We start from the raw sequence: 24,041 nt of genomic DNA on the forward strand, positions 1-24,041 counted from the left end.
ATGTTGCTTGCTTTTCCTCCAACTCTGTCAGAAGTTCCCCTATCTTCTGACAGTGTTGCTCGCTTTTCTGCCTTCTCTGTCAGAAGTTCTCTTACCCAACACATCCTAAAATTTGTCCAATCCCCCCAAAACAAAGACAAGCACACAAGATTTTTAAACAGTATTCCCATATCATAATGGAAAGGAACAAGGAGGGAATGATTCGACTTTGACCATCGAAGGTAAGCACATAATTATTGATGGATTTGAGTGTAATTCTTTACATTTAAATAACATTGCCTTTTTAGAAAACCTCTGTAAAAAAGCAGCGTTAGATGCAGGAATGGAGATTTTACACTCTTACTTTCATCAATTTCAGCCACAGGGAATTACGGGTGTCCTGGTTTTATCCACTTCTCATTTATCTATTCATACCTGGCCAGAAGAGAAGTATGCGTCATTTGATATTTATACGTGCGGAGATTCTGACCTTACTGCCCCCGTAAATTTACTTTTAAAAGAATTGTCTGCCCAAAAAGCAATGGTCTACTCCATTGACAGGGGTGTTGCTCAACCTCAATTAATCTACTGTAATGAAATCTCCACTATTGATAATTCCAAAGGAGAGAACAAGAATGTATCGACCGACTAACGCCTGGTTATCACCAGCATTTACACATACAAATAACCCCACACAAAAGCAACCACCTCAGCAACAGCAGCAAAGAGACACTACTAATGAAATCGCCGATATCTGGGACCATATTGCATTAAAGACATTACAACAAGGGAAACACAAAAATCTACTAAAGGTTAAAAGTGACTTCCAAGATATTCAGATTGTCGAAGCCCGTGATATTAGAATGTATTTAAACAATCAGTTACAATTCAGCACATTAGATGAGCGAATTTATCATGAAGCATTGGTTCATCCTGTCTTCAGTCTCACGCGTTCGAGGAAACGAGTCCTTATTGTAGGCGGAGGTGACGGACTAGCCTTAAGGGAAGTTCTTAAATATAAAGACGTCAAGCATGTTGACCTTGTGGATTTGGATCCTGAGGTACTTAAAGCTGCAAAAAATAATCAGAGTTTAGCAGCTATTAACGAGTACTCACTTCATGATCCCCGCGTAAAGCTTCATCCGATGGACGCCGTTAAGTTTCTAGCTGACAACCCAACACCCTACAATATTATTATTGTAGATTTTCCTGATCCAACAGACCAAATTATCAGCGATCTTTACACGACAGAATTCTATTCCACGGTAAAACGTTCTTTATCTACTGATGGAGTGTTCGTTTGTCAATCCAACTCACCCGAGGATACTCCTATTGTATATTGGAGTATAGGAAAAACCATTGAAGCTGCCGGATTCCGGACACTCAGTTATCACACAATCGTCCCATCTTTTGGGGATTGGGGATTTCATATTGGATCGCCAAAGTCCCTCACGTGGTCAGGAAATCATGTGGAAGTACCGCACCAAACGTTACCATCTCAGTTAAAAGAAATGGCCTACTTTCCATACGCCATGTTAACAGGAAAAAATAAGGCAGTCATAAACACCAAGAAGAACTCGGTCTTGCATACAATCTTTAAGAAAGAAGTTCTATATTTGGATTGAAACAGTAATGGACTTGTCCATTCAATATATTTATCAAGGTGGATGAGGTATGAGAACTAGAAACGTAAAACCAAATGCTTATGGTTCGTTTTACAAACAGGACGGTGACGCTCTTCCGGTTGTTACCGGGGAACTTGTTGATTTTGATATTGCAGGACCGTCCCAGAATACAAGACCCGATATAGCTTCAAATCGGATTAGTATATTCAAATCAGGTGTCTATCAAATCACAGCAGATGTATCCGTTTTGTTAAAAGATGGACAATCCGTTTTATTTAACATTAATCTCTGTCCTAATGGTACCCTTCCACTGATAGGTTCCTATTTTGATGCCACCAACATGAGCACGGTTACAGGAATAACCGTCCAAGCCTACTTAAATGTTGGCGATCAAGTTGGAATTTATATTTCTGATACTTTTACTCCTGTGGGAAGACCTAGATATAATAGAGCATCACTAACAGTGCATTTGCTAGACTCTTAATACATCAGTTAAACACTAAATTATTTGCGAAAAATAACAAAATGCCCTACACAAAAAATCAGGGCATTTTGTTGTTTCATTATTTATTTTTTAACTGCTCCGTATTTAATACCGTTACATTCACATTGATTTTATTAATCGTATCTGGTTCAAGAGGGATTACCCCATTTCGCGCTATTTTATTCCATTCTTTATTCTTCTGTTTGTAGAGGACATCAGATAGCTCATATATATCGATTTGATTATTTAGTCCTTTTTTATAGGTTTCTTCTATTTGCTTTCGTATTGCATTTTCGGCCAATTCCTTTAATTCTTTATGCGTTTTTGGTTTCAAGATTTCTGTTGTTTTAAAATCCGCTTTAACATCTATCGTGAACTTTACTTTGTTATTCAGCATGACAGGAGTGATTTTAGATTTAATATTGATCGTTGGTCCTACTACAATCGTTTTATTGTCTTCCTTAATACTTAACTTCGTTCTGTTTATCTTCCTTGTCATCCACCTATCGCCAAGCAAATCATCGCGTGAAAGTAACCCTACATATTTTTTTCCATTTAAAAATCCACTGCCACTAATGTATACAACATGATGCTCTTTCCTATTTTCTTCCCATGTTTTTTTTGCCACACTTAAATAGGGAATATGCGTTGTAAAGGCTGGTTCAGATAACTTCCTATCTAGTTCAAATAATTGTATTGGTTTTATACTGGAGCTTTGCTTATAGATGTCATCTGGATTACTGAGTTGTGAATATAAAACGGTGATATTCAGAATCGGTTTAGCTGCAAAAACTTCTTCAACAGGATCTTTTGTCCCAAAGGTCCAAAGGATATTTCTAATTTGGTAATAACGCTTTAAGAAATCATTTACATGAATAATTTTTCCACTTTTTAATAAGTTTTGGGTATAAACAATAGCTGTTATATGTTCCCATGCGTATCGCTGTTGTGCTGTAGTATATAAATCAAAAGCAGCATCGTTTATCGTTTCACCAGTACCTTTCACCGTTGCAATCGTTTGAGGCTGTCTGCTAGCAGCCCCCTCTTGTTTAGCCAGACTATTAAAGTCAATCACCTGTCCATATAGCAAGTACTTCCCATCTTTATAATCAACAGCAAGTGCATGTATATATAACTGTTGTTCCACTTCTTTTATATCCCAACAACCTGATAGGATAACAACGACAAATAGGATTAAGCAGTAATTTCTCATTTATGAATCTCCTCTTGTCGGGTCAGTCGGATTCAGAGAACTAGGTCTTCTTTTAAGAAAATTCCAAGGTAATTGAAAATGGCCAGACAGTAATTCCTTCCACCTAATAGGAGAAAGTGGTGTTAGATAAGGAACTCCAAACGAACGTAAATTAACCAGATAAGTCAAAAAGAAAAACACAGACAGGAAATATCCTAATAGCCCTAGGATTGAAGAGGTTAATATGATGATTATTCTTATGATGGATATAATCCCGTTTAACTCCTGATTCCCAATTGTATAGGTGGCTACAATTGATATCGCAATAACAACTAAAACAGTTGGTGCGGTTAAACCTGCACTTATTGCTGCTTGCCCTATTATTAACCCCCCTACTACTGATAGAGTTTGCCCAAAGGGTGTGGGCATTCTTAGTCCAGCTTCTTTAAAAAGTTCAAAGAGTAACGCCATAATCATCACTTCTATTGGAACAGGTAAGGGTACTCCTTGACGACTAAGTAGTATCGTTGCTAATAAACTATATGGTAATTGATCCGTATGATAGGACATTAGCGATAACCAAAAACCTGGTAAAAACAATGAGATAATTAAAGATAGATATCGGATAGCTAGACCGAACGAACCTAAAAGGAATGGGTTGTGTGCATCCTCAGGTGATTTCAATAAAAACGACAGTGTTGCAGGACCAATGGTCGCAATCGGCAACCCATCAATGAGGATGGCAAATCTTCCATGTAATAGCGCATCTACTACAAAGTCAGGTCTTCCCGTATACATAAACATCGGAAATAATTTTTTGTTTCCATTTATCAGTTCAGTTAGTTGATCTGTAGAAATAATCCCATCGTAATTTATACCATTGATTTGGTCTTTTATGCTTGAAATTAAATCTTGGTCAGCAATGTCCGATATATAGAGTAAGCCTATTCTTGTATTTGAGCGCTGTCCTACCAAAAGCTGTTCATATTTAAAGGTGTTTGACTTCAATCTTTTTCGAATTAATGCAATATTAATTGATAGTGTCTCAATGAACCCTTCCTTTGGTCCTTTTATAGATACCTCTGTGTTCGGCTCCTCAATGGACCTTTTCGGTAAGTTACAAAAATTGAATAGATAGAATGTGTTTATTTCTTCTATGAAAAAAATAAGGTTGCCACTAAAAACCTCGAACATAATACTATTTTCAATATTTGAAGGATCCATTCTCTTAATGGGAAATTCTAAAACTTCTTCTAATGAATCCGAAGTGACTTGATTATTCTTTAAGACAAATGTTATGTGAGGAATAATGGTTTCAACTGCTTTTTGATAATTAGATAATTCCTCACAATAGATGATGGTTAAGTGAAATTCATATTCCCCCACAATATGTTTATTGAGAATGTGAACATCGCTGCACTGTTCAAACAGCTTACGAAGAGTATCCATCTTATTTTCAGGCGGGTTCTTCCTTTTCATTGAATTAGTGTGATTTTGTTTTGGTACTAATTCCTTACGCTTCATCAATGACCATATCACCTCTTTTTCGTTTAAATAAGGAGATGGTGAAAAGAAAAATCGAAACTCCAAAAATGAACCAGAAGGATACTGGCAAGATCCAATCCTTAAGTAATTGATAGTAGACAATGTCACTTATTGGCATAAGGACAATACATGCAAGGAGTGCATACAGACCGAGTAGAAAAATGACTTTGCTTTTTTCTTTTTCAACATTCAGGAGATTAGGAACCAAGAAGATGAAAAAGGATATCCGTATATAGGCGCCAGATAACCATTGGTAAAAGGCAAGAAAGTCTAAATGTTCAATGTAAACCCCTAATGAAACTAAACGCCATTCTTCAAAGGCAGGAAACCGTTGATTCTTCGTATTAAACGGGCCGAATTCTGCAATAGCTCCTGTTAATGGACCAATAATCAGCCCCATTAATGCGAGGCATAAAATAAACAGGTATTTAAATGAGAGTTTCTGATTTAAGTGTTGCTGCACGAACAGGATGGTGACTATTTCTGTTAATCCCGCAAGAACACTGATCAACCCTTTCCAAATGGGGGTATACCCATTTTCTAAGTAGGGCTTTAACAGGGAATAATCCTTGTTTTCCAAATTTGCAGTCATAACAAAAAATCCGAAGATAACGATGGCCGGTAATAAAATCCCAGAAATTAAACCTATCGATCTGATACCCTTATAACTGTTATAAAAGCAGACTAATAAGATGGTTGTGATGACCACAATTTTTGGTGTTAATTCTAAGTAGAAAGTGTTAATAAAACTAAACGTATCTAGTAAGGTGATGACAGCAAGAACAAAAACGTAGATACATAAAGATACGATCATGATATAGGAAACAATGGTACCCACGCTTTCTTTTAACCAAATGAATAGGTGTTTACCAGCCAATTTTTTATAAATATAAAAGATGATTGCAGACCAGGCTAGAAAGGGAATTCCTGCCACAAGGACAGTAATCCAAGCATCACGTCCAGACTTATCCAGTAGCACTGGGATGACCATCACGTGATTCATTAGTCCGGTACTTATCATAATAATGAAGATTAATTGTAAAACCGTAATCCTTTGACTTCCCAATCCCATCACCCCTCCGCTCTATGATATGTTTTCCAAAATTTGAGTAAATATTTATGTGTAGTGGATGGCTTAATTCGCAAAAGAAGAAAAACAAAGAAGACCTATCTCATTTATGTAAGATAGGTCTATAACAGCTAACATTAAAATTCCGTATCTATAGATACTTTATTCAAATTAATTTCGCTCCTAGTCGTAGATCGCATATTAAAAAGTAGAAACAATAGCCCGCCTAGAATTTGAATCATATATGATGGTATATAATTTAAAAGCACTCCTGAGATCACTAGAGCCAATGGGAGCATAGCCTTTCCAATACTTATGCCAATGCTTAGTACTCGGCCTCTATATTCATCTGGAATCTCATTTTGCATGATGTATGAAAAAGGAATGTCAATTAGCGCTACAATCACACCAATAAGAAACATGACAATACTGTAAAAAATGACATAAAATAGTGGGAATAATTGACATTTTTCTAGTATGACTGGTAGTCCTGTGATAATCATTAAAGTCGATAATGAAACACTTAAATATCGTAAGAGCGTGGAATAAGGAATCCTCTTTGTTAGTATTTTTACCATTAGCGCTCCCACAATCATTCCTATAGGAAAAAAACCTTGAATAATTCCAAAATTCTTTGATCCAAGTTTCAGCACCGTATTCACGATATAGGGAAGTGGAACCGTTAAGGTAAAGCCAATAAAGAAATTTAAAGAGATCAAAAGAACAAACAAATTCATGATATTCTTTCGTTCCATTACATAATGGAACCCTTCCTTAATGTCTCTAAGAAAATGAATTTTCTCTTTTGGCATTTCTTCATTGGATTGTTGCTGGAACTGCTTGAAATTAATTAACATCATTGATATGCCAGAAATGATGAAAGATATACCGTTAATCAAAATAAACGTTCTGATGTCGAAAATCGCAAATACAATTCCTCCTAACATAGGTCCCATTATAGAAGATACTGAATCAATGATTTTACTAATGGAATTGATGTTCATTAACATGTTTTTAGATACGATGTTTGGCTTTGCAGATTCCAGCGCTACTCCAAAAAAGGTGCTAAACACTGTCATTAGTATGGTCGTGACATAAATGAGCCAAAGCTTGAATCCAACTATATTACTTAACAGATAAACGACAACCAACAACACTCCGTTTAATAAATCCATTGATACGATTAATCTTTTCTTGTTGAATTTATCGGCAATTACTCCCGCAAACGGATTGATCATAATCATCGGAATGATCCCTAATATAAGGGTAGCAGCAAAGCTTATCGCCGATCCCGTCAACTTTAAAACGTACAGACCTAACGCAAATTGATAAATCGCTGTACCAAATATAGAAACGGTCTTCCCTGTTGAAAAGAGAAATAAGTTTTTTATTTCAGTTCGGTTTTTCCCTTCATTAACACTCACTTTTAATGTAGTCATAAATCATCCACCCCACTTCACTTTTATAATTAAAGTGTAAGTGGTCGAGTGAACCCTACATCAATGGCATTAATTAATCAATTTTCATTGAAAAAATATAAAAAGATAGGGTTAACCCTACCTTTTGCCGAAAAATAAATAACTAAATATTTCTTCACCCTGCACAAAAAAATCTTCGTACTTTCCGCCTTTATTGATTGATTCAGAAACCAGTTCCTCGAGGGTAGTATACTCTAACTCCCTAATATTTTTCTTAATTTTACTGACTGTAAAATTATCTCGATATTTGACTTCGATTTTGCCATTATGGCTGAAATTTTTAAAAGCTAAATAGGAACCCAATAAATATCCGTCTGATTTAATTAGAGCATCCACTTCACGAAGTAAAAACGTTTCATGCTCGAAACTATAATTGCTAGTACCTGAATGATCAACCACTAGATCAACAGTTTGTTTGCCTACTGGTATGTCTAGAAAGTCTGCACAAATAAATAGTAAGTTCTTCTTTATACCGTTTTTCTCCAGTAAGCTTTTTAGAAACCTATGGCGCTCTATACTGTGGTCAACTGCAATGTATAGACAATCCTCCGGTAATTCCTGATATATATTCCGAAGAAAAAAACCGACGCCTGAGCCTAATTCAAGGATTACCTTCTTTTGCAAATCAACTTGATCAAGTTTCCTTTTTGACCAGTGCAGCCCTTTATTCATATTTTCCAAATAAAGCGGGTCTGTTTCTTGAATATACGCTGGAATATTATTTAATAGCGAAAGTTGATCGTTTGGCATTGGTGGGTTGCCCACTCTTAATATTCCCGATTCAATATGGTACACTCGGTCACAATAACAGGTCAGTTTGCCCTCAACAATCTGATTGTTCCTGATTATTCCGTCTTGAAGACTGAGAGATTCAGCACATTTATTACATTTGAGAATGTCTAGCACTCTTAAATCAATTCCTATAGTATTACTTGAGCCTGTAGATGAAGTGGATAACTGGTCTAATTTTTGTTTAAGCCTGTCTTTCATTTTTATTAAATTGTTCATTTCCTGTTCTAGCTTCTCATATTTATCCAAGAAAAGGGATTGATAAAAGGCATCTCTTTCATAATCCGTAAATTGCCCAAAGTTCTTATAGTAAAAAATCATCTTAATATCATTTAATTGAAAGCCCATCCCTTTTAAATCCAGAATAAGCTCTAAATCTTTTTGACAGCTTATATCAAAAAAATAATGCCCTCCTTGCTTTTCAGGCACGATTAACCCTAAATCCATATAATGTCTAATGGTATCATGACTTATTCCATTGACTTTTCCGAACTGACCAATTCTCATTTTCTCATCACCAGTACTTGTTTATTTCTATATGACTAGTTCTCCTCTTAATTAAATAAATCCTACAAAACTATGAATCTTTTTTCACTCTCTTTTCATCTCGACACAATCCCGAGTGATGACAGGCACCGGTCGATGACGGTTGCCACTCTGTACCAGAACCGTTCCTAAAATAACCGTTAAAGTACCGATACCAGCTTCCCAAGAAAGATATTCATGATAAAACACGACTCCTAGTACCATCGCAATGAGAGGAGAAATGAAAAGCCACGTAGCAGGAAAAACAGGATTAGTCTTCGATACTAGCCAGTAGAAGAGAGTATGGCCTATCATCGAACCAAAAATGATTAAATAGATAAACGAACTAATGGAGGCTGGACTAGTCAATCTCGTAATGTGTATATTCTCTGTAAATAGAGACAAAAGAAGGAGTAAAACCCCCCCGTGTATCATTTGAGCTGCATTTAATGCTATAGGAGAAGTGGTTTCAAATTTTTCAATGACATGTTTTGAATAGATGGCCCCAGAAGCATAAAATATCTCTCCAATAACAATTAAGAGACAACCTACTAACCAAAACCTTCCTCCTTGAAGAGTAAAGCTTGGCAGAATGAGTAGAACCACACCTACTATCCCTACAATGCATCCTATAAAGGAAATATGGCTTACTTTTTTCTTTAAGATAATGGTTTGAATTAATAAAATCATCATCGGACCAGTGGCGGACAATACAGCCGCTGCCCCAGACGTCACAAATTGCTCTGCCCAATATAAAGTTGCAAACGTACCAAAGGTTAAGCCAATACCCGTAATCAGCATTTCCTTACGAAACAACAAACCAATCGTGGTCTTTCTTCGCAAAAGCATGAACACAAAAAGAAAAAGACCAGCAATCAAAAATCGAATTCCAGCTGAGAAAAAGGGTGGAATACCTGCATCTATCCCTATTTTTATCGCTAAAAATGTCGTACCAAAAATCAAACACATAACCAAATATCCAACTATCACCATTAACAATTCCTCCTTTTTTATCCATTATAGGAGGATGAGAATAGAACAGATGAATATCACTAGAACAGATCGAAAAGAAACCGTGATACAATCAAGAAGAGAAATGGGGGAACGGCATGGCAAATGGGGAATATCTCTTTAAACAAGTTTATGATCATGTTTTAGATCGGATCGAAAGCAATGAATGGCAGGAAGATGATAAGCTTCCCTCTGTAAGAAAACTAGCGGATGAAATGAAGGTTCATCGCTTAACTGTTTTAAAAGCCTATCAGTTACTTAAACAACAAAATAAGGTATATGTAAAAGATAAATCTGGTTATTACGTCTCATTAAGTGGACGAGAAAAACTGGATAAGCTGGATGTCCCTCTTTTTTCAGCAAACCCACAAAAAAATCAATTAGCTGAGATTCATAAAGTTCCGGTTTCCTATAATTTTTCCCAGGCGTTAATCGACCCAAGCCTTTTGCCTAATCTCTTTTTATCTGAATATGTGAAAAAGGTGTTTGATCTCTACCCTAAAGTACTGGCAACCTACTCAACCGTTCAGGGAGATCAGGAACTTCGAGAAGCACTCTGCGCCTATTTTATTGAACAGTATAAAACGTTTATTACAGCTGATAACCTATTAATTACCACAGGTTCTCAACAAGCGATTTATCTCATTGCTCAAGCATTTGTTAAACCAAGAGATACCATATTAATAGAACAGCCAAGCTACAGTGCTGCCATTGATACGTTTAGAGCACGAGGAGCAAATATTATACCCGTTGACATTCATCCAGATGGGTATGATTTAGAGCAGGTAGAATGGTTGATGAAAACATACAAGCCGCGTCTCTTTTATTTGAATCCAACCTTTCATAATCCAACTGGATACACAGTCCCAGCCGCACAAAGAAAACAATTAGTTCAATTAGCAGAGCAGTATCGTTGTCTCTTAATTGAAGATAACGCCTATCATGATATCTATTTTGCCCAGGAGCCGCCGCCTCCCTTATACACGTATGACACAACTGGAAACGTGATCTATGTTAGGAGCTTTTGCAAATATATCTCACCTGGTCTACGAATTGCAGTCGTCTTTGCACAATCACCGATTATGAATGTGCTTGTTGGGGCGAAATCATTAGCAGATAACGGCTCGCCGCTCTTGAATCAAAAGATTTTCCTTCATTATTTTTCATCGCCAAGGCTGCAGCAACACGTAGAAAAACTACGGATTGCTTTACAAATAAGAAAGGAAATCATGGAGGAAGAACTAGCTGTAACGGATTGGCAGTGGGTAAGCCCAGGTGGTGGCTTGAACCTATGGGTACGGCTTCCTAATCACCTATCCACAGATGAACTATTAGTTAAGTGCCTTCAACAATCTATTTCGTTTGTTCCTGGACGTGTTTGTGATCCTATAAATCAGCCATCCTCATGGGTACGCTTAAGCTTTTCTTATGCAAACGAGGAGCAAATTCGTATTGGCATACGAAAGTTTATTGATTTGGCAAATAGTCCTCTACAACAAAACTAAGGCACCTTCCCTTTTAGGGTAGATGCCTTCTTTTCACTATTCTAAAGGCAGCTTAATTCCTGAGTTGATTTTATTGATGCTTTTTAATGGTCGTACTTTTACATGGATGTTTTCTTTTTTTAGAACAGGAAAATCATCTTTTTTCTTAGTTGTCTTCCAGTCCTCGTACATAAAGCGGTACATAAAGTCCTCAAATTGATAAATATCTCCACCGATTTGATGACTTTTTAGATAGGCTGCGTACACTTCATTTGTTATTTTTTCTTTAATCTTTCTTTTAACTCTCGGAGATAGAACCTCCTTTTTAGTTGCTTCTCTAATGATGGCTGATATATTAATATCTAATCCGATATTCACTTCATTCTTGTCTTTATCAATGACCCTTTTGACCTTCGGCTTCAATAATTCTATTTGAACGAGTTCCTCTTTTCCATCTGTCTCTTCACCTACGATTACAGGCGATCGAACGGCCTTGTTATTCACCCGAATAAAGCCTTCAAGATTCTGTTGTGAAAGATACCCCTTCAATTTTTCATCTTTCAAGATATAGGCCCCATCAAAAATGTTAACTGGCAAGTATTCCAAATTCTGCTTCACAATCTTTTCATTGATCGTTATTCTTGGCAGCACGATTGTTTTTGTTTTTTCATTAAATTGAAAGATCAATTCTTGCAACGAAATAGTTGGAACGGAAGAATCCTGCTGCTGCATGAATTCAGGCTGATTAATCCGGGAATTAGAGTAAGCATAATTAAATGGAACCTTTGTAGTAAAAATCTTTTCTACCTTTTCTTCTGTACCATAGGCCAAACCCGTTTGACGGATATTAAAATTTGTATCTAATGATTTAAGTGTTTTTCCTAATCGATGTTCCAATAAAGACTTTCCAAAAACGAATAAGCTTATCTGATCATAATTTATGGGAATCTGTATGCCATGGTAGATCTGAATAATAGCATCTTCTACCGTTTTTCCTTTACCCGTTCCTAGCCAAACAGGAACCGGTCGATCACTTTTTCCTTGGTCCGTTTTCGCTACATTAGAAAAATCCAAGAACTGTAACACCACATGATATTCATGATCTTTATAGTCAATTCCAATCCCTACCGCATAAGCCTGGTACTGGATTTCTCTAATATTGGCACAACCGGTTAGAAACACCATCAACGATGTAACAAATAAGAAATTCCTCATCTACTCACCTGATCTAGTGCCATCTTTTATAAATAATGACGCACTTCTTTTTTTCATGAAAGAATAGGGTAGGCGGATGATAGTGGATAGGATGTCTTTTCCTTCTGGTGATGAGATATCGGCTAGTATTGGAACACCAAACGATTTTAACTTTGTTAAATAGAGAAAGACAAACATCAAACTTATAAAGAAACCATATATCCCCATCACATAACTGAATACTAGAACAAACACTCGTATAAAAAAAATGTTTCCAGATAAGGACTGATTGACCAGTGTGAAGCTAGAAATAGCTGTTATCCCAATGATAACAAGCATAGTAGGGGAGGTAATCCCCCCTCTAATGGCGGCGTCACCTATTATCAACCCCCCAAGAACAGCCACGGTTTGACCAATTCCCTTAGGAAGACGAGCCCCACCCTCTTTGAATAACTCAAACATGACGAGCATGAGTAAGACTTCGATTAACGGGGAAAATGGCAATCCTAATCTTGACACTGTAATTGTGGCAATAAGAGGGAGTGGTAATTGTCCTACATTATGGGTAATCAATGCTGTATAAAACCCGGGCAGAAAAGTTGTCGTAAAAAGCCCTATAATTCTTAAAGTTCGTTCCAATGATGCAAAATAAAAACTGGTGTTAGCATCTTCAGGTGTTTTAAATAAAAAGGAAAGATCGGCAGGTGCTATTAGTGCCGTTGGGGCTCCATCCACTACAATAGCAAATCTCCCTTGGTTGATTGATTCTACGACGAAATCAGCTCTTCCTGAATAGTTCATTGATGGAATTAGCGTAAATTTTTGCTTCATCAAATATTCCATTAACATAGATGTACTCGTTAAAATATCAACATCTAAAGTCCCTAGCTGTCCCTGAATATCTCGTAATACCTGTTCATTAATAACATCCTTTATATAAAGAAGAGCAACTCTCGTATTGGTCCGTTTACCGATGGAGTAGTTTTCTACAACTAAAGAAGAAGTACGGAGCCGCTTACGAATTAATCCAAGATTCATCGTAATATCCTCAACGAAGCCATCCTTCGCGCCTCGAATTGACACTTCCGCAACCGACTCATCCGGCTGTCTGGTAGGAGTTTTACTAATATCATAAAAATAAACTGAATCTCCAGCAGGTATCACCATTAACCGTCCCGAAAAAATAGCCTCCTCCATTGTTTCTTTATGAATGGAATCCTTCTTTCGCACCTCCAACTGTAATGTTTGATAAATGGAGTTAGCCGTCTCCATGGAGGGCAACTGCAATGATGAAATGAGACTAGCGTCCGTTAAGGGCTTACAATAAACAAAAATCGCTGGACGCTCCTGACATTGATCCTCCTTTATTTCAATATCTCCTGAATGATTGAAAATCCTTTTAAGGTAATTGATAGAGAAAATCTGTTCTTTAGTCATTCACCTCTGCCTCCTAACCATTTCTGTTTATTTTTCACGATGTATATAGCTAAGATTGAAATTTGTATGATTAGTAAAAAGAAGGATAAGGGTCTGAAATATCCATACATAACGGTCGATAAAGGGCTTTGATCAAATGGATAGACGCAGGCGATAAAGAGGAGGAAATATATACCCCTTATTACTTTTACATTTTCCATTCCTTTCGTTAAAATTCGGCTGGAGACGAAAACGAATAAACTAATCCTTATTACCCCTCCTGAAAGCCATTGATAGATGGCAAAAAAATCGGCATGAGAAAAATATCGGCCAATTGATATTAAGCGCCACTCTTCATATGCGGGATAGCGGTATTGCGCTGCTTTTTCTGGACCGAATTCAACAATGGCTCCCATAGTTGGGCCTAGCATTAACCCAATGATAATCAGACCAACGATGAATAATTGCTTTCTTGAAACAGCTTTTTGTAAAACAGGCGTTAAGAAAATTATGATAAATAACTCTAGGATAGGTAAGGAAGTGTATAGAAGTCCCTTTGTTATTGGTAAATAGCCATCGGTAAACACAGGTAATAAAAGTTCATAATGTTTTTTCTTCATGTTCGCAAAGGATATAAAGAAACCTAATACAAGGACAAGAGGACAGAGAATACTGCTTAACAGCCCAATAGAAAACAATCCTGCCTCTGTACAAAACAAACAGAAAATGAGTAATACAAGGGCAAGAGTAAAACTATTAAATCCTTGCATATAGCTCATCTGTGACCAGTAAATAATATCCTTCGCAGTGACAAAGGCACTAATAAGCATATAAACTGCTAGTGGTAGGAGAAGAATGTAATACCTAAATGAGCTCAAATAATCCCCTAACAGTTGAATAATGGACCGTTTGTTTATGATGGCAACAATCTTATACAGTAAATAAATCCAAAATGGTAGAATAACGATTGTTAATAAAATGGTGATCCATGAACCTCTTTTTGCTGTAGATAAAAGAAAGGGAATAATTTCAACATGTGCAAAAAGGCCCACAGAAAGTAAAATAACGTATACAATGGATATAAATCTTAACTTATTCTGCATTTATTCGTGTCCTTTTTTTCCATATTATTTAACCTATTAGCTGACTCTATTCTAATATTTTAGTATTCCTATTAGTCCCATAAAAAAGATAAGGGCTACCTCGAAAGTTCTTTACTTTCAAGATAGCCCCTATAGATAAAATCAGTTATTTTTTGCCGCTTGTACGATTAGCGATTTCAATTGCACGATCTGTTGTTTTAGCAGCGTTATCTAAGGCTTGTTTAGGATCCGTTCCACCATACATAGCCTCTAATGATTTGACTACTGCATCACGTGATTCAGGGAATACACTAATTAATGCTCCTTGAGTTGCAGGTGATGACTTAGTTGATTGCAACTGATCAACCGTTACCTTTAATTGTGGATATTTCTTATATTCTTCAAGAATTAATGGGTCTTTGTATGCATCTGGTGTAATCGCAAAATACCCTGTTTCAGTATGCCATTTGGCTTGAACGTCTGCTTTTGTTAGGTACTTCATGAAGTCCCAAGCACCCTCTTGCGTTTCGTTGCCAACCATATTGGTCATCCATAAAGATGCACCACCAATAACTACCCCCTTAGGATCCACGTTGTCTGGATGTGGTAAGTAGGCAACACCGACATTGAATTTAGAGGTATCAATAATGTTACGTACACCTGCTGATGAATCTAAATACATGGCAACTTGTCCTGATTGAAATGCTGCACGCATCCCATCCCAATCATTTCCGTACTTACCAAGTTCCCCATTTTTGTTTAAATCATTTAGCAAAGAAAATACTTTCTGCCCTTCCTTACCATTGAATAAAGCTTTCTCTGCTCCACCTTTACGTCCATTCTCATGATCTACATACATTGCGCCTTGCTCTGCTAACAATTCTTCAAAGAACCAGCCGTAGTTTAGCATGGTAAAACCGTATTGCTTCGTTGTATTGCCTTCTTTTATTGTTAATTTTTTTGCTGCTTCTTTTAATTCTGAATAGGTACTAGGGGCTTTCTCTGGATCTAATCCAGCCTTTTTAAATGCATCTTTATTATAAATTAACACTGGTGTAGATGAGTTAAATGGCATAGAATACATTTTTCCATTAACGGTGTAATAATTAGTAATCGCTTTTTCTAGTTTAGAAGTATCATAATGATCCTTATCAATATATTGCTGGACAGGCGTAATTTTTTTACTGTCGATCATATACTTGGTTGTAATTTCACTTGATTGAACTAGCGCCGGTACTTCATTAGATGCTGCCGTACTGCGGAATTTAGTTAATAATTCTTCATACGTACCTTCAAATTCAGGCTTTATTTCGTATTTATCTTGTGACTGATTATACTCTGCGGCAATGGCATTCAACTTCTTTTCTAGATCCCCGTTCATTGCATGCCAGAAGCGTACAACGATCTTGTTTCCATCTTTTTCAACAGGTGCTGTCTGTACGTTTGCTTTTGCTTCCGTACTTCTTGATGTTTGAGGGCTCGAACAAGCTGCTAATGAGAACGCCAATGTTGCTGCTGATAGGAATAATCCGCCTTTTTTTGCTAATTTCATATTGTTTTTCCACCTTTTCTTATTATTTTTAATGTCTGTTACTTGATTGCACCTTTCGTCAAGCCTTGCTGTAACTGCTTTTGTCCTACAAATAACAAGATTAAGGTTGGGAGAATAACAATCGTTATTCCAGCCATTACGCTTCCCCAATCGTTAGCCACTTCTTGCGATTGTAATTGTTTAATACCAATCTGCACGGTGCGGGAGGTTTCATCGTTCGTGACCAGAAGCGGCCAAAGATACATATTCCATGTGGTTAGAAACCCGTATACTCCTAAGGTAACAAAGCTTGGTTTACAATAAGGAACCACTACTTTAAAGAGAAATGAAATATGATTAACTCCTTCAATCAGTGATGCCTCTCTAAGCTCATGTGGTACGGTTAGGAAATGCTGCCTTAATAAGAAAATCCCAAATGCCATCGCAAAGAATGGAACAGTTAACCCCATTAATGTATTTGTCCAGCCAAATTGCTGAACCATTAGGAAGTTGGGCACCATCGTAGCTTCCCATGGTATAAGCATCGTTGAGATAAATAGAAAGAAAATAATATTTCTTCCTTTAAATTTTAGGAATACAAATGCATAGGCTGCTAAACTGGAAACTACAAGCTGACCAATCATTACCGTAACGGAAACTAGAATGCTATTTTTTAAATAGGTGAAGATCGGTACTTTAGTAAACACATTCACAAAATTATCAAACGTAAAAGTTGATGGAAAAAGGTGACGCTTTTGAATATCATCCGGTGTCATGAATCCTATTGAAACTGCATATAAAACTGGAAAGAATACGAGTATCGCACTAATCAAAAGCAATGTGTATAACAGGATGTTCCGCTTCCAAGTATAGATCATTGATAATGCACCTTTCTTTCCGCAAATTTGAACTGAAGGATGGTGGCGATAAAGATAAATATAAACAATATAATGGCTTGTGCACTTGCTGTGCCGAATTGGTAGTTTACAAATGCTTCTTTATAAATGGAGTAGACAATTAAATTAGTCGCATCATTGGGACCGCCCTTAGTTAAAATATCAATTTGCCCAAAACTTTGAACGGCATTGATTAAGGTAACAGTTGCCACAAAAAACAAAGTTGGCGACAACATCGGCAGTGTTACTCTTCGAAGTTTATAAAAGTAAGATGCACCATCAATTGATGAGCTTTCATATAAAGTGGTATCAATATTCTGCAAGCCACCTAGAATAACTAAAAAAGAAAAACCGGTATTCATCCAAATGGTTGGAATGGATACAGAAAGTAAAGCAAGCTTTTGATCTGTTAACCATTCCAGTGCAGGAAGATGCAGCATACCTAGCACATTATTAAACACACCTACACTTGGGTGAAACAAGAATAACCAAATCACAGCACTTGCAGCGACGGATATTCCCATCGTGGAGGAAAAAATCACCCGAAACACTCCTATTCCACGGAGCTTCTCATTTGCAAGTAAAGCTAAAAATAAAGCAATACCGATACTTGCAGGAACGGTATATAAGGTAAATAAAACAGTAGACTTTATACTTTGATAAAACGATGAATCAGTGAACAAATACTGATAATTTTCTAACCCTACAAATACACTTGCCTCACCCTGAGCATTTGTTAAATGAAAGCTATAGTATAGGGTTTTAAAGAGTGGATAAAATAAAAACAAAGAAAATAAGAACAGCGATGGAGCTAAAAATAAGATAGCCATTGGCAAATCAGATGTTAAACGTAGCCCTTTTTTTCGTACAATCTGCTGTCTAGCTGTAGATTTGGCTACATCGATCATATAGCAACCACCTTTCGATCATAGTCTACTAAAACCGCTTCATTAGTAGATTTATTAAAGAATTGCAGTTTGTCAGTTTGGAATTGCAGATAGATGATTTCACCACGCTTATACTTCAATTGACCCGGCACTTTCGCACTCCATGTTTGATTTCCAACGGAAAAATTTATGATAGATTCATTTCCCAAAACTTCAATAGATTGCACCGTAACTGGTTGCCCTTGCTCACTTACACGTATATGTTCAGGACGTATACCTATACGAATATCCATGTTCTGTAGTCGATTACTAATCTGTCCATCAAGCGGAATAGAAAATCCGCCTACATCCGCTGTCTTCTGTGCTCTATCAATTTCACAATCCGCAATATTCATAGATGGAGAGCCTATGAAACTTGCAACAAACTCATTAGAAGGATTGTTATATATATCAAGGGGAGTTCCTACCTGTTGAATCTCTCCTTTATTTAATACCATCATTCGGTCACCCATGGTCATCGCTTCAATTTGGTCATGTGTTACATAGATCATCGTTATCCCAAGACGCTGCTGAATTTCTCTAATTTCCACACGCATTTGTGCCCGTAGTTTCGCATCCAGATTGGATAAAGGTTCGTCCATTAAACAAATAGGTGCCTGACTCACAATCGCGCGAGCCAAAGCAACGCGTTGACGCTGACCGCCAGAAAGCTCCCTCGGTTTTACTTTTAAATAGTCAATCAATCCAACCATTTCTGCGGCTTCAACCAGCCGTTTTTGCCGTTCAGCTTTAGGAATTTTACGTACTTTAAGGCCAAATAGAATATTTTCTTCTACACTGAGATGTGGATACAAGGCATAGTTTTGGAATACCATCGATAACTGTCTGTCTTTTGGCTGTAAATGATTAGAAACTATATTATTAATAAGCAAATCTCCTGAAGTAATCTCTTCTAACCCAGCAATCATTCGGAGTAAAGTACTTTTCCCACAACCTGATGGTCCGACCAAAACAAAGAATTCTCCCTGTTTAATATGAACTGACACATCTTTTACAGCCTTTTGGTCTGAGTTTTCATATGTTTTACATACTTGGTGTAAAGTAATCAAATTAAACACTCCTTCATCCATAGTTAGTTCCAAATCTTTGAGTTGCTCGCAGAAACGGCACTAGCACCCGCATCCAGTGCTGCCTGTGCGTCTTCCTTCGAATGAATTAGCCCACCCGCTATAATTGGATATGGGAGCTCCTCTACAAGCCTTGAAATGATGGTTGGCATTAGCCCTGGCATGATTTCAACTGCATCTGGCTTTGTCGCTAGGCAGCTTTCAATAGATTTTGTCAACGACAATGTATCTAACACAAAAATCCGCTGTATTGTTTTTAAACCTACTTTATTTGCATTACGAATGGTCGAACCTTTTGTTGATATAATTCCATCCGGGCAAATAACATCTTGAATGTAGTCAATTGCCTCCTTTGTATTCGGGTTTAACCCTTGAATAAAATCACAATGTAAGAACACCTCATGATTATGCTTTTTAAGCTCATATACTTGTTCTGGTAATTGAAGCATCGTACCCGTCATAAGAAATACAACTTTAGGTAATTTTTGATACGTTTTATATTTGTCCCAATCTTGAATAGTCGCAATATAGGATTCTGGGAACATACATTAGCACCATCTTTCTACTAATTCTTTAATGCTCGACATTACATGTGTCGACGTTTTTGTTTCATAGTTTCTTTCAATATCAGTATTCGTTAGAAAAACAGAATCAATACCCAGTGCATTCCCAAGTGCAATATCACTAGCGATCGTGTCCCCTATAATCACCACTTCATGCTTTGGTACATTTATCTTTTCCGCTAATACTTCCTGCATCCAAACAGAAGGCTTACCAATAATAATCGGTTCTTCTACTAAATCCCCCGATTCCTCAAATAGCTTTAGGAACAAGCCTGTATCTAGCAGCTTATAATCGTTTGAAGGACAGGTGCGATCTGGATTTAATACAAGCACCGTCGCTCCCTTTTGAATACATTCATAAGCTTCTTGAAGGATCCCATAATTTAAGCTGGACGACATTCCAAGGACGACATAACAGTTATCAAGTTGTCTATCTGTTCCCTCGATTACAGGAATATCCCAGTCTCGCAATTTTTGTTTTACCATTGATGAAGCCGCTACATAAACGCAATACGGAACATCAATCTTATTGAAAAATCTCTTTAAACCATCAAGTGGTGTAATGAGCTCTTCCTTGTTAATCGATAGCCCTAACTTTGTTAAATATTCAACGTGCTCATCATGGCAACGAACAGGATGGTTTGTGACATAATATATTTGCTTGCCCTCTTTACGTAACTGTTGGATAAATGTCTTAGTTTTTGGCAATAAGTCTTTACCTTTAATAAGGGTGCCATCAATATCAAGGAAATATAGAGAATACTGATTTCGCATAATATGCCCCCTTCTAAAAAAATTTCGATATTTTAGTTTGGTAGAATAATTTTTGAAAAAATAAAGAACACCCACTTGTGTATACATAGTTAATTATTCCTCCTCTATTCCATTGGTCTTATATCATAGACTCCATTGGAGAGTTAGTAACACTATCGTACGCAAGCGGGTGTTCTCAATTTGTCTCTACCCGTACATTCTCTTATTTATTTATAAAATATTATTTTATTCTGTTGCTTAACTACACTATACTTTCTATTTATTAAGCTGCCTTTAATGGAATGTGAAGTTAGCGTAAAGATTTAATATTTCAAGAAAGTATTAGCTGTGGGTAATCTGTTATTACAGCTTCGACTCCCCAGTTACTCAAATTCTGCATAACCTGTGGATCATTTACTGTATAAGGTCTTACAGCAATTTCATAAGTGTTTAGCATATCCATTAGATCCTTCGTGATTATCGTAAAATTAGGATGGTATCCAGTTGCACCAATATCTTGAATGTATTCTACAATGTTATCTATTGGTTTTTCCGTTAACACAGCTGTTTTAACATCATTTGCAATAGTATGAAAATGTTTGAGTGATTCATGATTAAAAGATGAAACCACAACTTGATCTTTTATTTTATATGAATGGATCAGATCGTATACCTTTTCCTCTAGTGTAGGATACGGAACAATCTCATTTTTCAGTTCAATATTAAGTGTTAAGGATGTTCGACTAACAAAGCTGCACACTTCCTCTAATGTTGGAATGGGACAGTGGCCAAATTTCTCTCCAAATGTATAGGAAGCATTAAACAGGCGTAATTCATCATATGAATAGTCTTTAATCCAACCAGTTCCATTCGTTGTACGCTCAAGAGTTTCGTCATGTATAACAACCGGAACTCCATCTTTGGATAATTGAACATCTAGTTCTATACCATTACACTTCAACCGCGCTGCCTCTTGGAATGCTACCATTGTGTTTTCAGGATATAAACTTGCTACTCCTCTATGTGCGTAAATTTTCATTAGAATCCTCCCTTTCCCCTTTAATAATAGACGAACATTGTAAATTTAGTGTTAAGAATAAGGTGCTCATAAATGTACCAGTAAAACTTAACAGGGTCTACTTAATAAAGTAGACAAACGTTAATCTCATCCAAAATGTTCTATTTGCTATTCGGCACCTCCAGAAAATATAATTCTCTTATATATTCTAGCTTTAATGGAGGAGCATTCTATGTACGTTCACCGTGATTACCCCGATTTCTCGTGGTCAAATTCCAGGCATAAGACTTTTTTAGAGTGCGCCCGAAAGTATTACCATCAATACTATGAATCTCATAATGGATGGCTGTATGAGTCTCCGGAAGAAAACAAGTCAGCTTACCGTTTAAAAAACATTAAAAATATCCCTATTCTTTTGGGAGATGAGATCCATAAGGTCATTGATCGACAGCTTAAGAATTTCCTTAATGGGAAAGGTTTATTGAGTGAAAATGAGTTGATGGGGATGGTTACCCAGAATCTTAACAGAGCCTATCTCGATTCGACTAAGTTCCGTCAGCATTGGTTTCAAAAACCGAAGAGGCATCAAATGCTGCATGAAATCTACTATGGAGATGGTCTTAGCCCTGAAGAAATCAGTGCTGCTAAAATTAAATTAGAGATGTGCATGAAAAATTTTTTCACAAGTAAAACCTATCAAGATATCCTGACAAAGATAGAAATGCATGTGTTACATTCCGAGGATTTTCAGACCTTTGAAGTCAACGGAGTGGATGTTTTCGTGGTGCTGGACTTTGTTTATAAAGATGTAAATCATGAAAAATGGATTGTGGTCGACTGGAAAACGGGGAAAGAGTCAGAGGATGACCGGAAACAGCTTGCGTTTTATGCCCTCTTTCTTTCAAGAGAACACAAAATACCAGTCGAAGATATTGTCTTGCGTAATGAATATTTGTTATCGGGTAAGAGCCAGGAGTATCAATTGACTCCGTTCGAAATAGACTCGGCTCAACAGCTGATGAATGATAGCATCTATCATATGCTGAACTATTTAGAGGATCCTGTAAAGAATAAGCCACTTGATAAAGAGCAGTTTGAGATGAAGGAATCGAAACGGTGTAATAGCTGTAATTATAAAGAAAAGTGTGAGGTTGGGGAGATTTTTTCCTGTTAGTGATGGAGATTTGCTTGGAGACCGTTTTTCCTTTTTGGCGGATGGATATCGTCTTTAAGATTAAAAAATACTTACTTTAACTTAACAGTCCACCTAGCCTAACGGTACGGTGGATTTTTTATTTATACCAAATTTTGGTGATGATAATATTTTGGTCTTTACTGATATAATTAATCAGAATTGAAGTAGTACTAACACTTGAGGTGGATAAAATAGATAGTTTACAGTTGGCACACGCAGTAGATGTAGATAGTACTCCACAAAAACGAACGACCTATATATACACTTATGCACATTCTGAGGATGAACGCTCTTTGTGTGCTTTAGAAATGCGCTCTTTGTTCGGAGAGGAATCACCCTCGCATGTCTTGGAAAGCTTCCTAAAAATTGATCCGAGCCGGAGCCCTTTTATTAAGGAAAGAATTACTGTGTTATTTGAAGCAGAAATCCTTGAGGATCTTTTTATACAGGTACAGACTTTAGAATTATGCGGGGCAACATTTAAAGTCACATATGTGAAAAATAATGGACAGCCCAAAAGTGAAGAAGTAAGTTTCGAGAGGCGTCGGGCTATTGAACGGGCCGTTGGTTTACATGTCAATGGTAAAGCCGATCTCCGCCAGCCTGAGCGAGTGTTTGGTGTGATGAATGTCAATGGAAGATGGGCATTCGGTGATTATTTGGAAGGTGAGTCTGTTTGGTTTCGCCATCAACAGAAGCCGCATAGTTACTCCACAGCGCTTAGCACTCGTGTGGCAAGAGCGGTCGTAAACATAGCCATTCCAAATCCAGATGGCATTAAGGCTATTGATCCTTGTTGTGGGATTGGAACGGTTCTAGTTGAAGCTCGTTCCATGGGAATTGATATCGTTGGAAGCGACCGAAATCAGCTGATCCTTCCTGGAGCTCGAGAAAACATGGCGCACTTTGGCTATGATGGAAAAATAACCTTGGCGGATATGCGTGATATTACCGGTCATTATGATGTTGCTATTATCGATTTGCCTTATAATTTGTGTTCTGTGATATCCCCTGAAGTCCAGTTAGAAATGCTTCAAAGTGCGCGGAGGTTTGCAGACAAGGTAGTCGTGGTCACGGTTGAACCCATTGATGAGATCCTTTTAGAAGCGGGGTTTTCCATAATCGATCGTGCGGTTGCGAAGAAAAGTGTATTTATTCGTGAAGTGATTGTATGCATTTAAGAAAAGCGGAAGCGCCT

General features: G+C 37.1%; 22 protein-coding genes. 6 read left to right on the forward strand and 16 right to left on the reverse strand.

Annotation, left to right across the window (positions count from 1 at the left end; genetic code table 11):
• Positions 1-208: 208 nt before the first annotated feature.
• From speD to ABES03_RS12170, 3 genes are read left to right on the forward strand one after another with little or no spacing between them, the layout of a single operon-like run.
• Entirely contained in the window at positions 209-631 is a 423-nt protein-coding gene (speD, locus tag ABES03_RS12160; protein ID WP_430117549.1) for an adenosylmethionine decarboxylase, read from the forward strand.
• Positions 615-1,604 carry a spermidine synthase gene (locus ABES03_RS12165; RefSeq protein WP_430117550.1) on the forward strand — a complete coding sequence of 330 codons (990 nt, stop codon included), beginning with the start codon at positions 615-617 and terminating at the stop codon, positions 1,602-1,604. The genes speD and ABES03_RS12165 overlap by 17 nt, the downstream gene beginning before the upstream one ends.
• 49 nt (positions 1,605-1,653) lie before the next feature.
• Positions 1,654-2,088 carry a hypothetical protein gene (locus ABES03_RS12170; RefSeq protein ID WP_430117551.1) on the forward strand — a complete coding sequence of 145 codons (435 nt, stop codon included), beginning with the start codon at positions 1,654-1,656 and terminating at the stop codon, positions 2,086-2,088.
• A gap of 79 nt (positions 2,089-2,167) precedes the next feature.
• Here ABES03_RS12170 and ABES03_RS12175 read toward each other — a convergent pair whose 3' ends face one another.
• The 6 genes from ABES03_RS12175 to ABES03_RS12200 form a co-directional block, all read right to left on the reverse strand.
• Positions 2,168-3,301: a Ger(x)C family spore germination protein gene (locus ABES03_RS12175; protein ID WP_430117552.1), complete on the reverse strand. Its 1,134-nt coding sequence runs from the start codon at positions 3,299-3,301 to the stop codon at positions 2,168-2,170.
• The gene (locus ABES03_RS12180; protein ID WP_430117570.1) at positions 3,302-4,804 is read right to left on the reverse strand and encodes a spore germination protein; all 1,503 of its coding nucleotides are present in this window, start codon (positions 4,802-4,804) and stop codon (positions 3,302-3,304) included.
• Positions 4,794-5,891, reverse strand: coding sequence for a GerAB/ArcD/ProY family transporter (locus tag ABES03_RS12185; protein WP_430117553.1), 1,098 nt, complete (start codon positions 5,889-5,891; stop codon positions 4,794-4,796). The genes ABES03_RS12180 and ABES03_RS12185 overlap by 11 nt, the downstream gene beginning before the upstream one ends.
• Before the next feature lie 140 nt (positions 5,892-6,031).
• Positions 6,032-7,333, reverse strand: a complete 1,302-nt coding sequence (locus ABES03_RS12190) for an MFS transporter (protein ID WP_430117554.1) — start codon at positions 7,331-7,333, stop codon at positions 6,032-6,034.
• 117 nt (positions 7,334-7,450) lie between these two features.
• Positions 7,451-8,668, reverse strand: a complete 1,218-nt coding sequence (locus tag ABES03_RS12195) for a methyltransferase domain-containing protein (RefSeq protein ID WP_430117555.1) — start codon at positions 8,666-8,668, stop codon at positions 7,451-7,453.
• Between the two features lie 84 nt (positions 8,669-8,752).
• Entirely contained in the window at positions 8,753-9,679 is a 927-nt protein-coding gene (locus tag ABES03_RS12200; RefSeq protein WP_430117556.1) for a DMT family transporter, read from the reverse strand.
• Between the two features lie 116 nt (positions 9,680-9,795).
• Here ABES03_RS12200 and ABES03_RS12205 point away from each other — a divergent pair, with 116 nt between their 5' ends.
• Positions 9,796-11,202 (forward strand): PLP-dependent aminotransferase family protein, encoded by a 1,407-nt coding sequence (locus ABES03_RS12205; protein ID WP_430117557.1) that lies wholly within the window; start codon positions 9,796-9,798, stop codon positions 11,200-11,202.
• Positions 11,203-11,238: 36 nt separating this feature from the next.
• On the opposite strand, the gene ABES03_RS12210 is transcribed toward ABES03_RS12205, so the two are convergent.
• The 10 genes from ABES03_RS12210 to ABES03_RS12255 all read right to left on the reverse strand — a co-directional run bounded on the left by ABES03_RS12210 (position 11,239) and on the right by ABES03_RS12255 (position 21,669).
• Positions 11,239-12,396: a Ger(x)C family spore germination protein gene (locus ABES03_RS12210; RefSeq protein ID WP_430117558.1), complete on the reverse strand. Its 1,158-nt coding sequence runs from the start codon at positions 12,394-12,396 to the stop codon at positions 11,239-11,241.
• Positions 12,397-13,812 carry a spore germination protein gene (locus ABES03_RS12215; protein WP_430117559.1) on the reverse strand — a complete coding sequence of 472 codons (1,416 nt, stop codon included), beginning with the start codon at positions 13,810-13,812 and terminating at the stop codon, positions 12,397-12,399. It lies immediately after the preceding gene.
• Complete coding sequence (locus ABES03_RS12220) at positions 13,809-14,894, reverse strand: GerAB/ArcD/ProY family transporter (protein WP_430117560.1); 1,086 nt, start codon at positions 14,892-14,894, stop codon at positions 13,809-13,811. Before ABES03_RS12220 ends, ABES03_RS12215 begins: the two co-directional genes overlap by 4 nt.
• Positions 14,895-15,039: 145 nt before the next feature.
• Positions 15,040-16,425: an ABC transporter substrate-binding protein gene (locus ABES03_RS12225; RefSeq protein WP_430117561.1), complete on the reverse strand. Its 1,386-nt coding sequence runs from the start codon at positions 16,423-16,425 to the stop codon at positions 15,040-15,042.
• Positions 16,426-16,463: 38 nt separating this feature from the next.
• The gene (locus ABES03_RS12230) at positions 16,464-17,282 is read right to left on the reverse strand and encodes a carbohydrate ABC transporter permease (RefSeq protein WP_430117562.1); all 819 of its coding nucleotides are present in this window, start codon (positions 17,280-17,282) and stop codon (positions 16,464-16,466) included.
• Positions 17,279-18,208 carry a carbohydrate ABC transporter permease gene (locus ABES03_RS12235; RefSeq protein WP_430117563.1) on the reverse strand — a complete coding sequence of 310 codons (930 nt, stop codon included), beginning with the start codon at positions 18,206-18,208 and terminating at the stop codon, positions 17,279-17,281. The genes ABES03_RS12230 and ABES03_RS12235 overlap by 4 nt, the downstream gene beginning before the upstream one ends.
• The gene (locus ABES03_RS12240; RefSeq protein WP_430117564.1) at positions 18,205-19,296 is read right to left on the reverse strand and encodes an ABC transporter ATP-binding protein; all 1,092 of its coding nucleotides are present in this window, start codon (positions 19,294-19,296) and stop codon (positions 18,205-18,207) included. The genes ABES03_RS12235 and ABES03_RS12240 overlap by 4 nt, the downstream gene beginning before the upstream one ends.
• Positions 19,297-19,319: 23 nt before the next feature.
• Positions 19,320-19,859 carry a glycerol-3-phosphate responsive antiterminator gene (locus tag ABES03_RS12245; RefSeq protein ID WP_430117565.1) on the reverse strand — a complete coding sequence of 180 codons (540 nt, stop codon included), beginning with the start codon at positions 19,857-19,859 and terminating at the stop codon, positions 19,320-19,322.
• Between the two features lie 3 nt (positions 19,860-19,862).
• The gene (locus ABES03_RS12250) at positions 19,863-20,651 is read right to left on the reverse strand and encodes an HAD-IIA family hydrolase (RefSeq protein WP_430117566.1); all 789 of its coding nucleotides are present in this window, start codon (positions 20,649-20,651) and stop codon (positions 19,863-19,865) included.
• A gap of 310 nt (positions 20,652-20,961) precedes the next feature.
• Positions 20,962-21,669: a glycerophosphodiester phosphodiesterase gene (locus tag ABES03_RS12255; protein WP_430117567.1), complete on the reverse strand. Its 708-nt coding sequence runs from the start codon at positions 21,667-21,669 to the stop codon at positions 20,962-20,964.
• Between the two features lie 211 nt (positions 21,670-21,880).
• On the opposite strand from ABES03_RS12255, the gene ABES03_RS12260 reads away from it, so the two are divergent.
• Together ABES03_RS12260 and ABES03_RS12265 are read left to right on the forward strand one after the other, a co-directional pair.
• Positions 21,881-22,822, forward strand: coding sequence for a PD-(D/E)XK nuclease family protein (locus tag ABES03_RS12260; protein WP_430117568.1), 942 nt, complete (start codon positions 21,881-21,883; stop codon positions 22,820-22,822).
• Between the two features lie 227 nt (positions 22,823-23,049).
• Positions 23,050-24,024 (forward strand): TRM11 family SAM-dependent methyltransferase, encoded by a 975-nt coding sequence (locus ABES03_RS12265; RefSeq protein WP_430117569.1) that lies wholly within the window; start codon positions 23,050-23,052, stop codon positions 24,022-24,024.
• The last annotated feature ends 17 nt before the right edge of the window (positions 24,025-24,041 follow it).

It is taken from the genome of Neobacillus rhizosphaerae (assembly GCF_050477885.1).
Lineage (GTDB): Bacteria > Bacillota > Bacilli > Bacillales > Cytobacillaceae > Neobacillus > Neobacillus rhizosphaerae_A.

Coding starts and splice junctions, on each gene's coding strand:
- ABES03_RS12235 (WP_430117563.1), bottom strand. CDS start 18,208: ATGATCGATGTAGCCAAATCTACAGCTAGACAGCAGATTGTACGAAAA.
- ABES03_RS12195 (WP_430117555.1), bottom strand. CDS start 8,668: ATGAGAATTGGTCAGTTCGGAAAAGTCAATGGAATAAGTCATGATACC.
- ABES03_RS12245 (WP_430117565.1), bottom strand. CDS start 19,859: ATGTTCCCAGAATCCTATATTGCGACTATTCAAGATTGGGACAAATAT.
- ABES03_RS12210 (WP_430117558.1), bottom strand. CDS start 12,396: ATGAGGAATTTCTTATTTGTTACATCGTTGATGGTGTTTCTAACCGGT.
- ABES03_RS12215 (WP_430117559.1), bottom strand. CDS start 13,812: ATGACTAAAGAACAGATTTTCTCTATCAATTACCTTAAAAGGATTTTC.
- ABES03_RS12170 (WP_430117551.1), top strand. CDS start 1,654: ATGAGAACTAGAAACGTAAAACCAAATGCTTATGGTTCGTTTTACAAA.
- ABES03_RS12225 (WP_430117561.1), bottom strand. CDS start 16,425: ATGAAATTAGCAAAAAAAGGCGGATTATTCCTATCAGCAGCAACATTG.
- ABES03_RS12220 (WP_430117560.1), bottom strand. CDS start 14,894: ATGCAGAATAAGTTAAGATTTATATCCATTGTATACGTTATTTTACTT.
- ABES03_RS12205 (WP_430117557.1), top strand. CDS start 9,796: ATGGCAAATGGGGAATATCTCTTTAAACAAGTTTATGATCATGTTTTA.
- ABES03_RS12180 (WP_430117570.1), bottom strand. CDS start 4,804: ATGAAGCGTAAGGAATTAGTACCAAAACAAAATCACACTAATTCAATG.
- ABES03_RS12175 (WP_430117552.1), bottom strand. CDS start 3,301: ATGAGAAATTACTGCTTAATCCTATTTGTCGTTGTTATCCTATCAGGT.
- ABES03_RS12250 (WP_430117566.1), bottom strand. CDS start 20,651: ATGCGAAATCAGTATTCTCTATATTTCCTTGATATTGATGGCACCCTT.
- ABES03_RS12255 (WP_430117567.1), bottom strand. CDS start 21,669: ATGAAAATTTACGCACATAGAGGAGTAGCAAGTTTATATCCTGAAAAC.
- ABES03_RS12165 (WP_430117550.1), top strand. CDS start 615: ATGTATCGACCGACTAACGCCTGGTTATCACCAGCATTTACACATACA.
- ABES03_RS12230 (WP_430117562.1), bottom strand. CDS start 17,282: ATGATCTATACTTGGAAGCGGAACATCCTGTTATACACATTGCTTTTG.
- ABES03_RS12190 (WP_430117554.1), bottom strand. CDS start 7,333: ATGACTACATTAAAAGTGAGTGTTAATGAAGGGAAAAACCGAACTGAA.
- ABES03_RS12260 (WP_430117568.1), top strand. CDS start 21,881: ATGTACGTTCACCGTGATTACCCCGATTTCTCGTGGTCAAATTCCAGG.
- ABES03_RS12200 (WP_430117556.1), bottom strand. CDS start 9,679: ATGGTGATAGTTGGATATTTGGTTATGTGTTTGATTTTTGGTACGACA.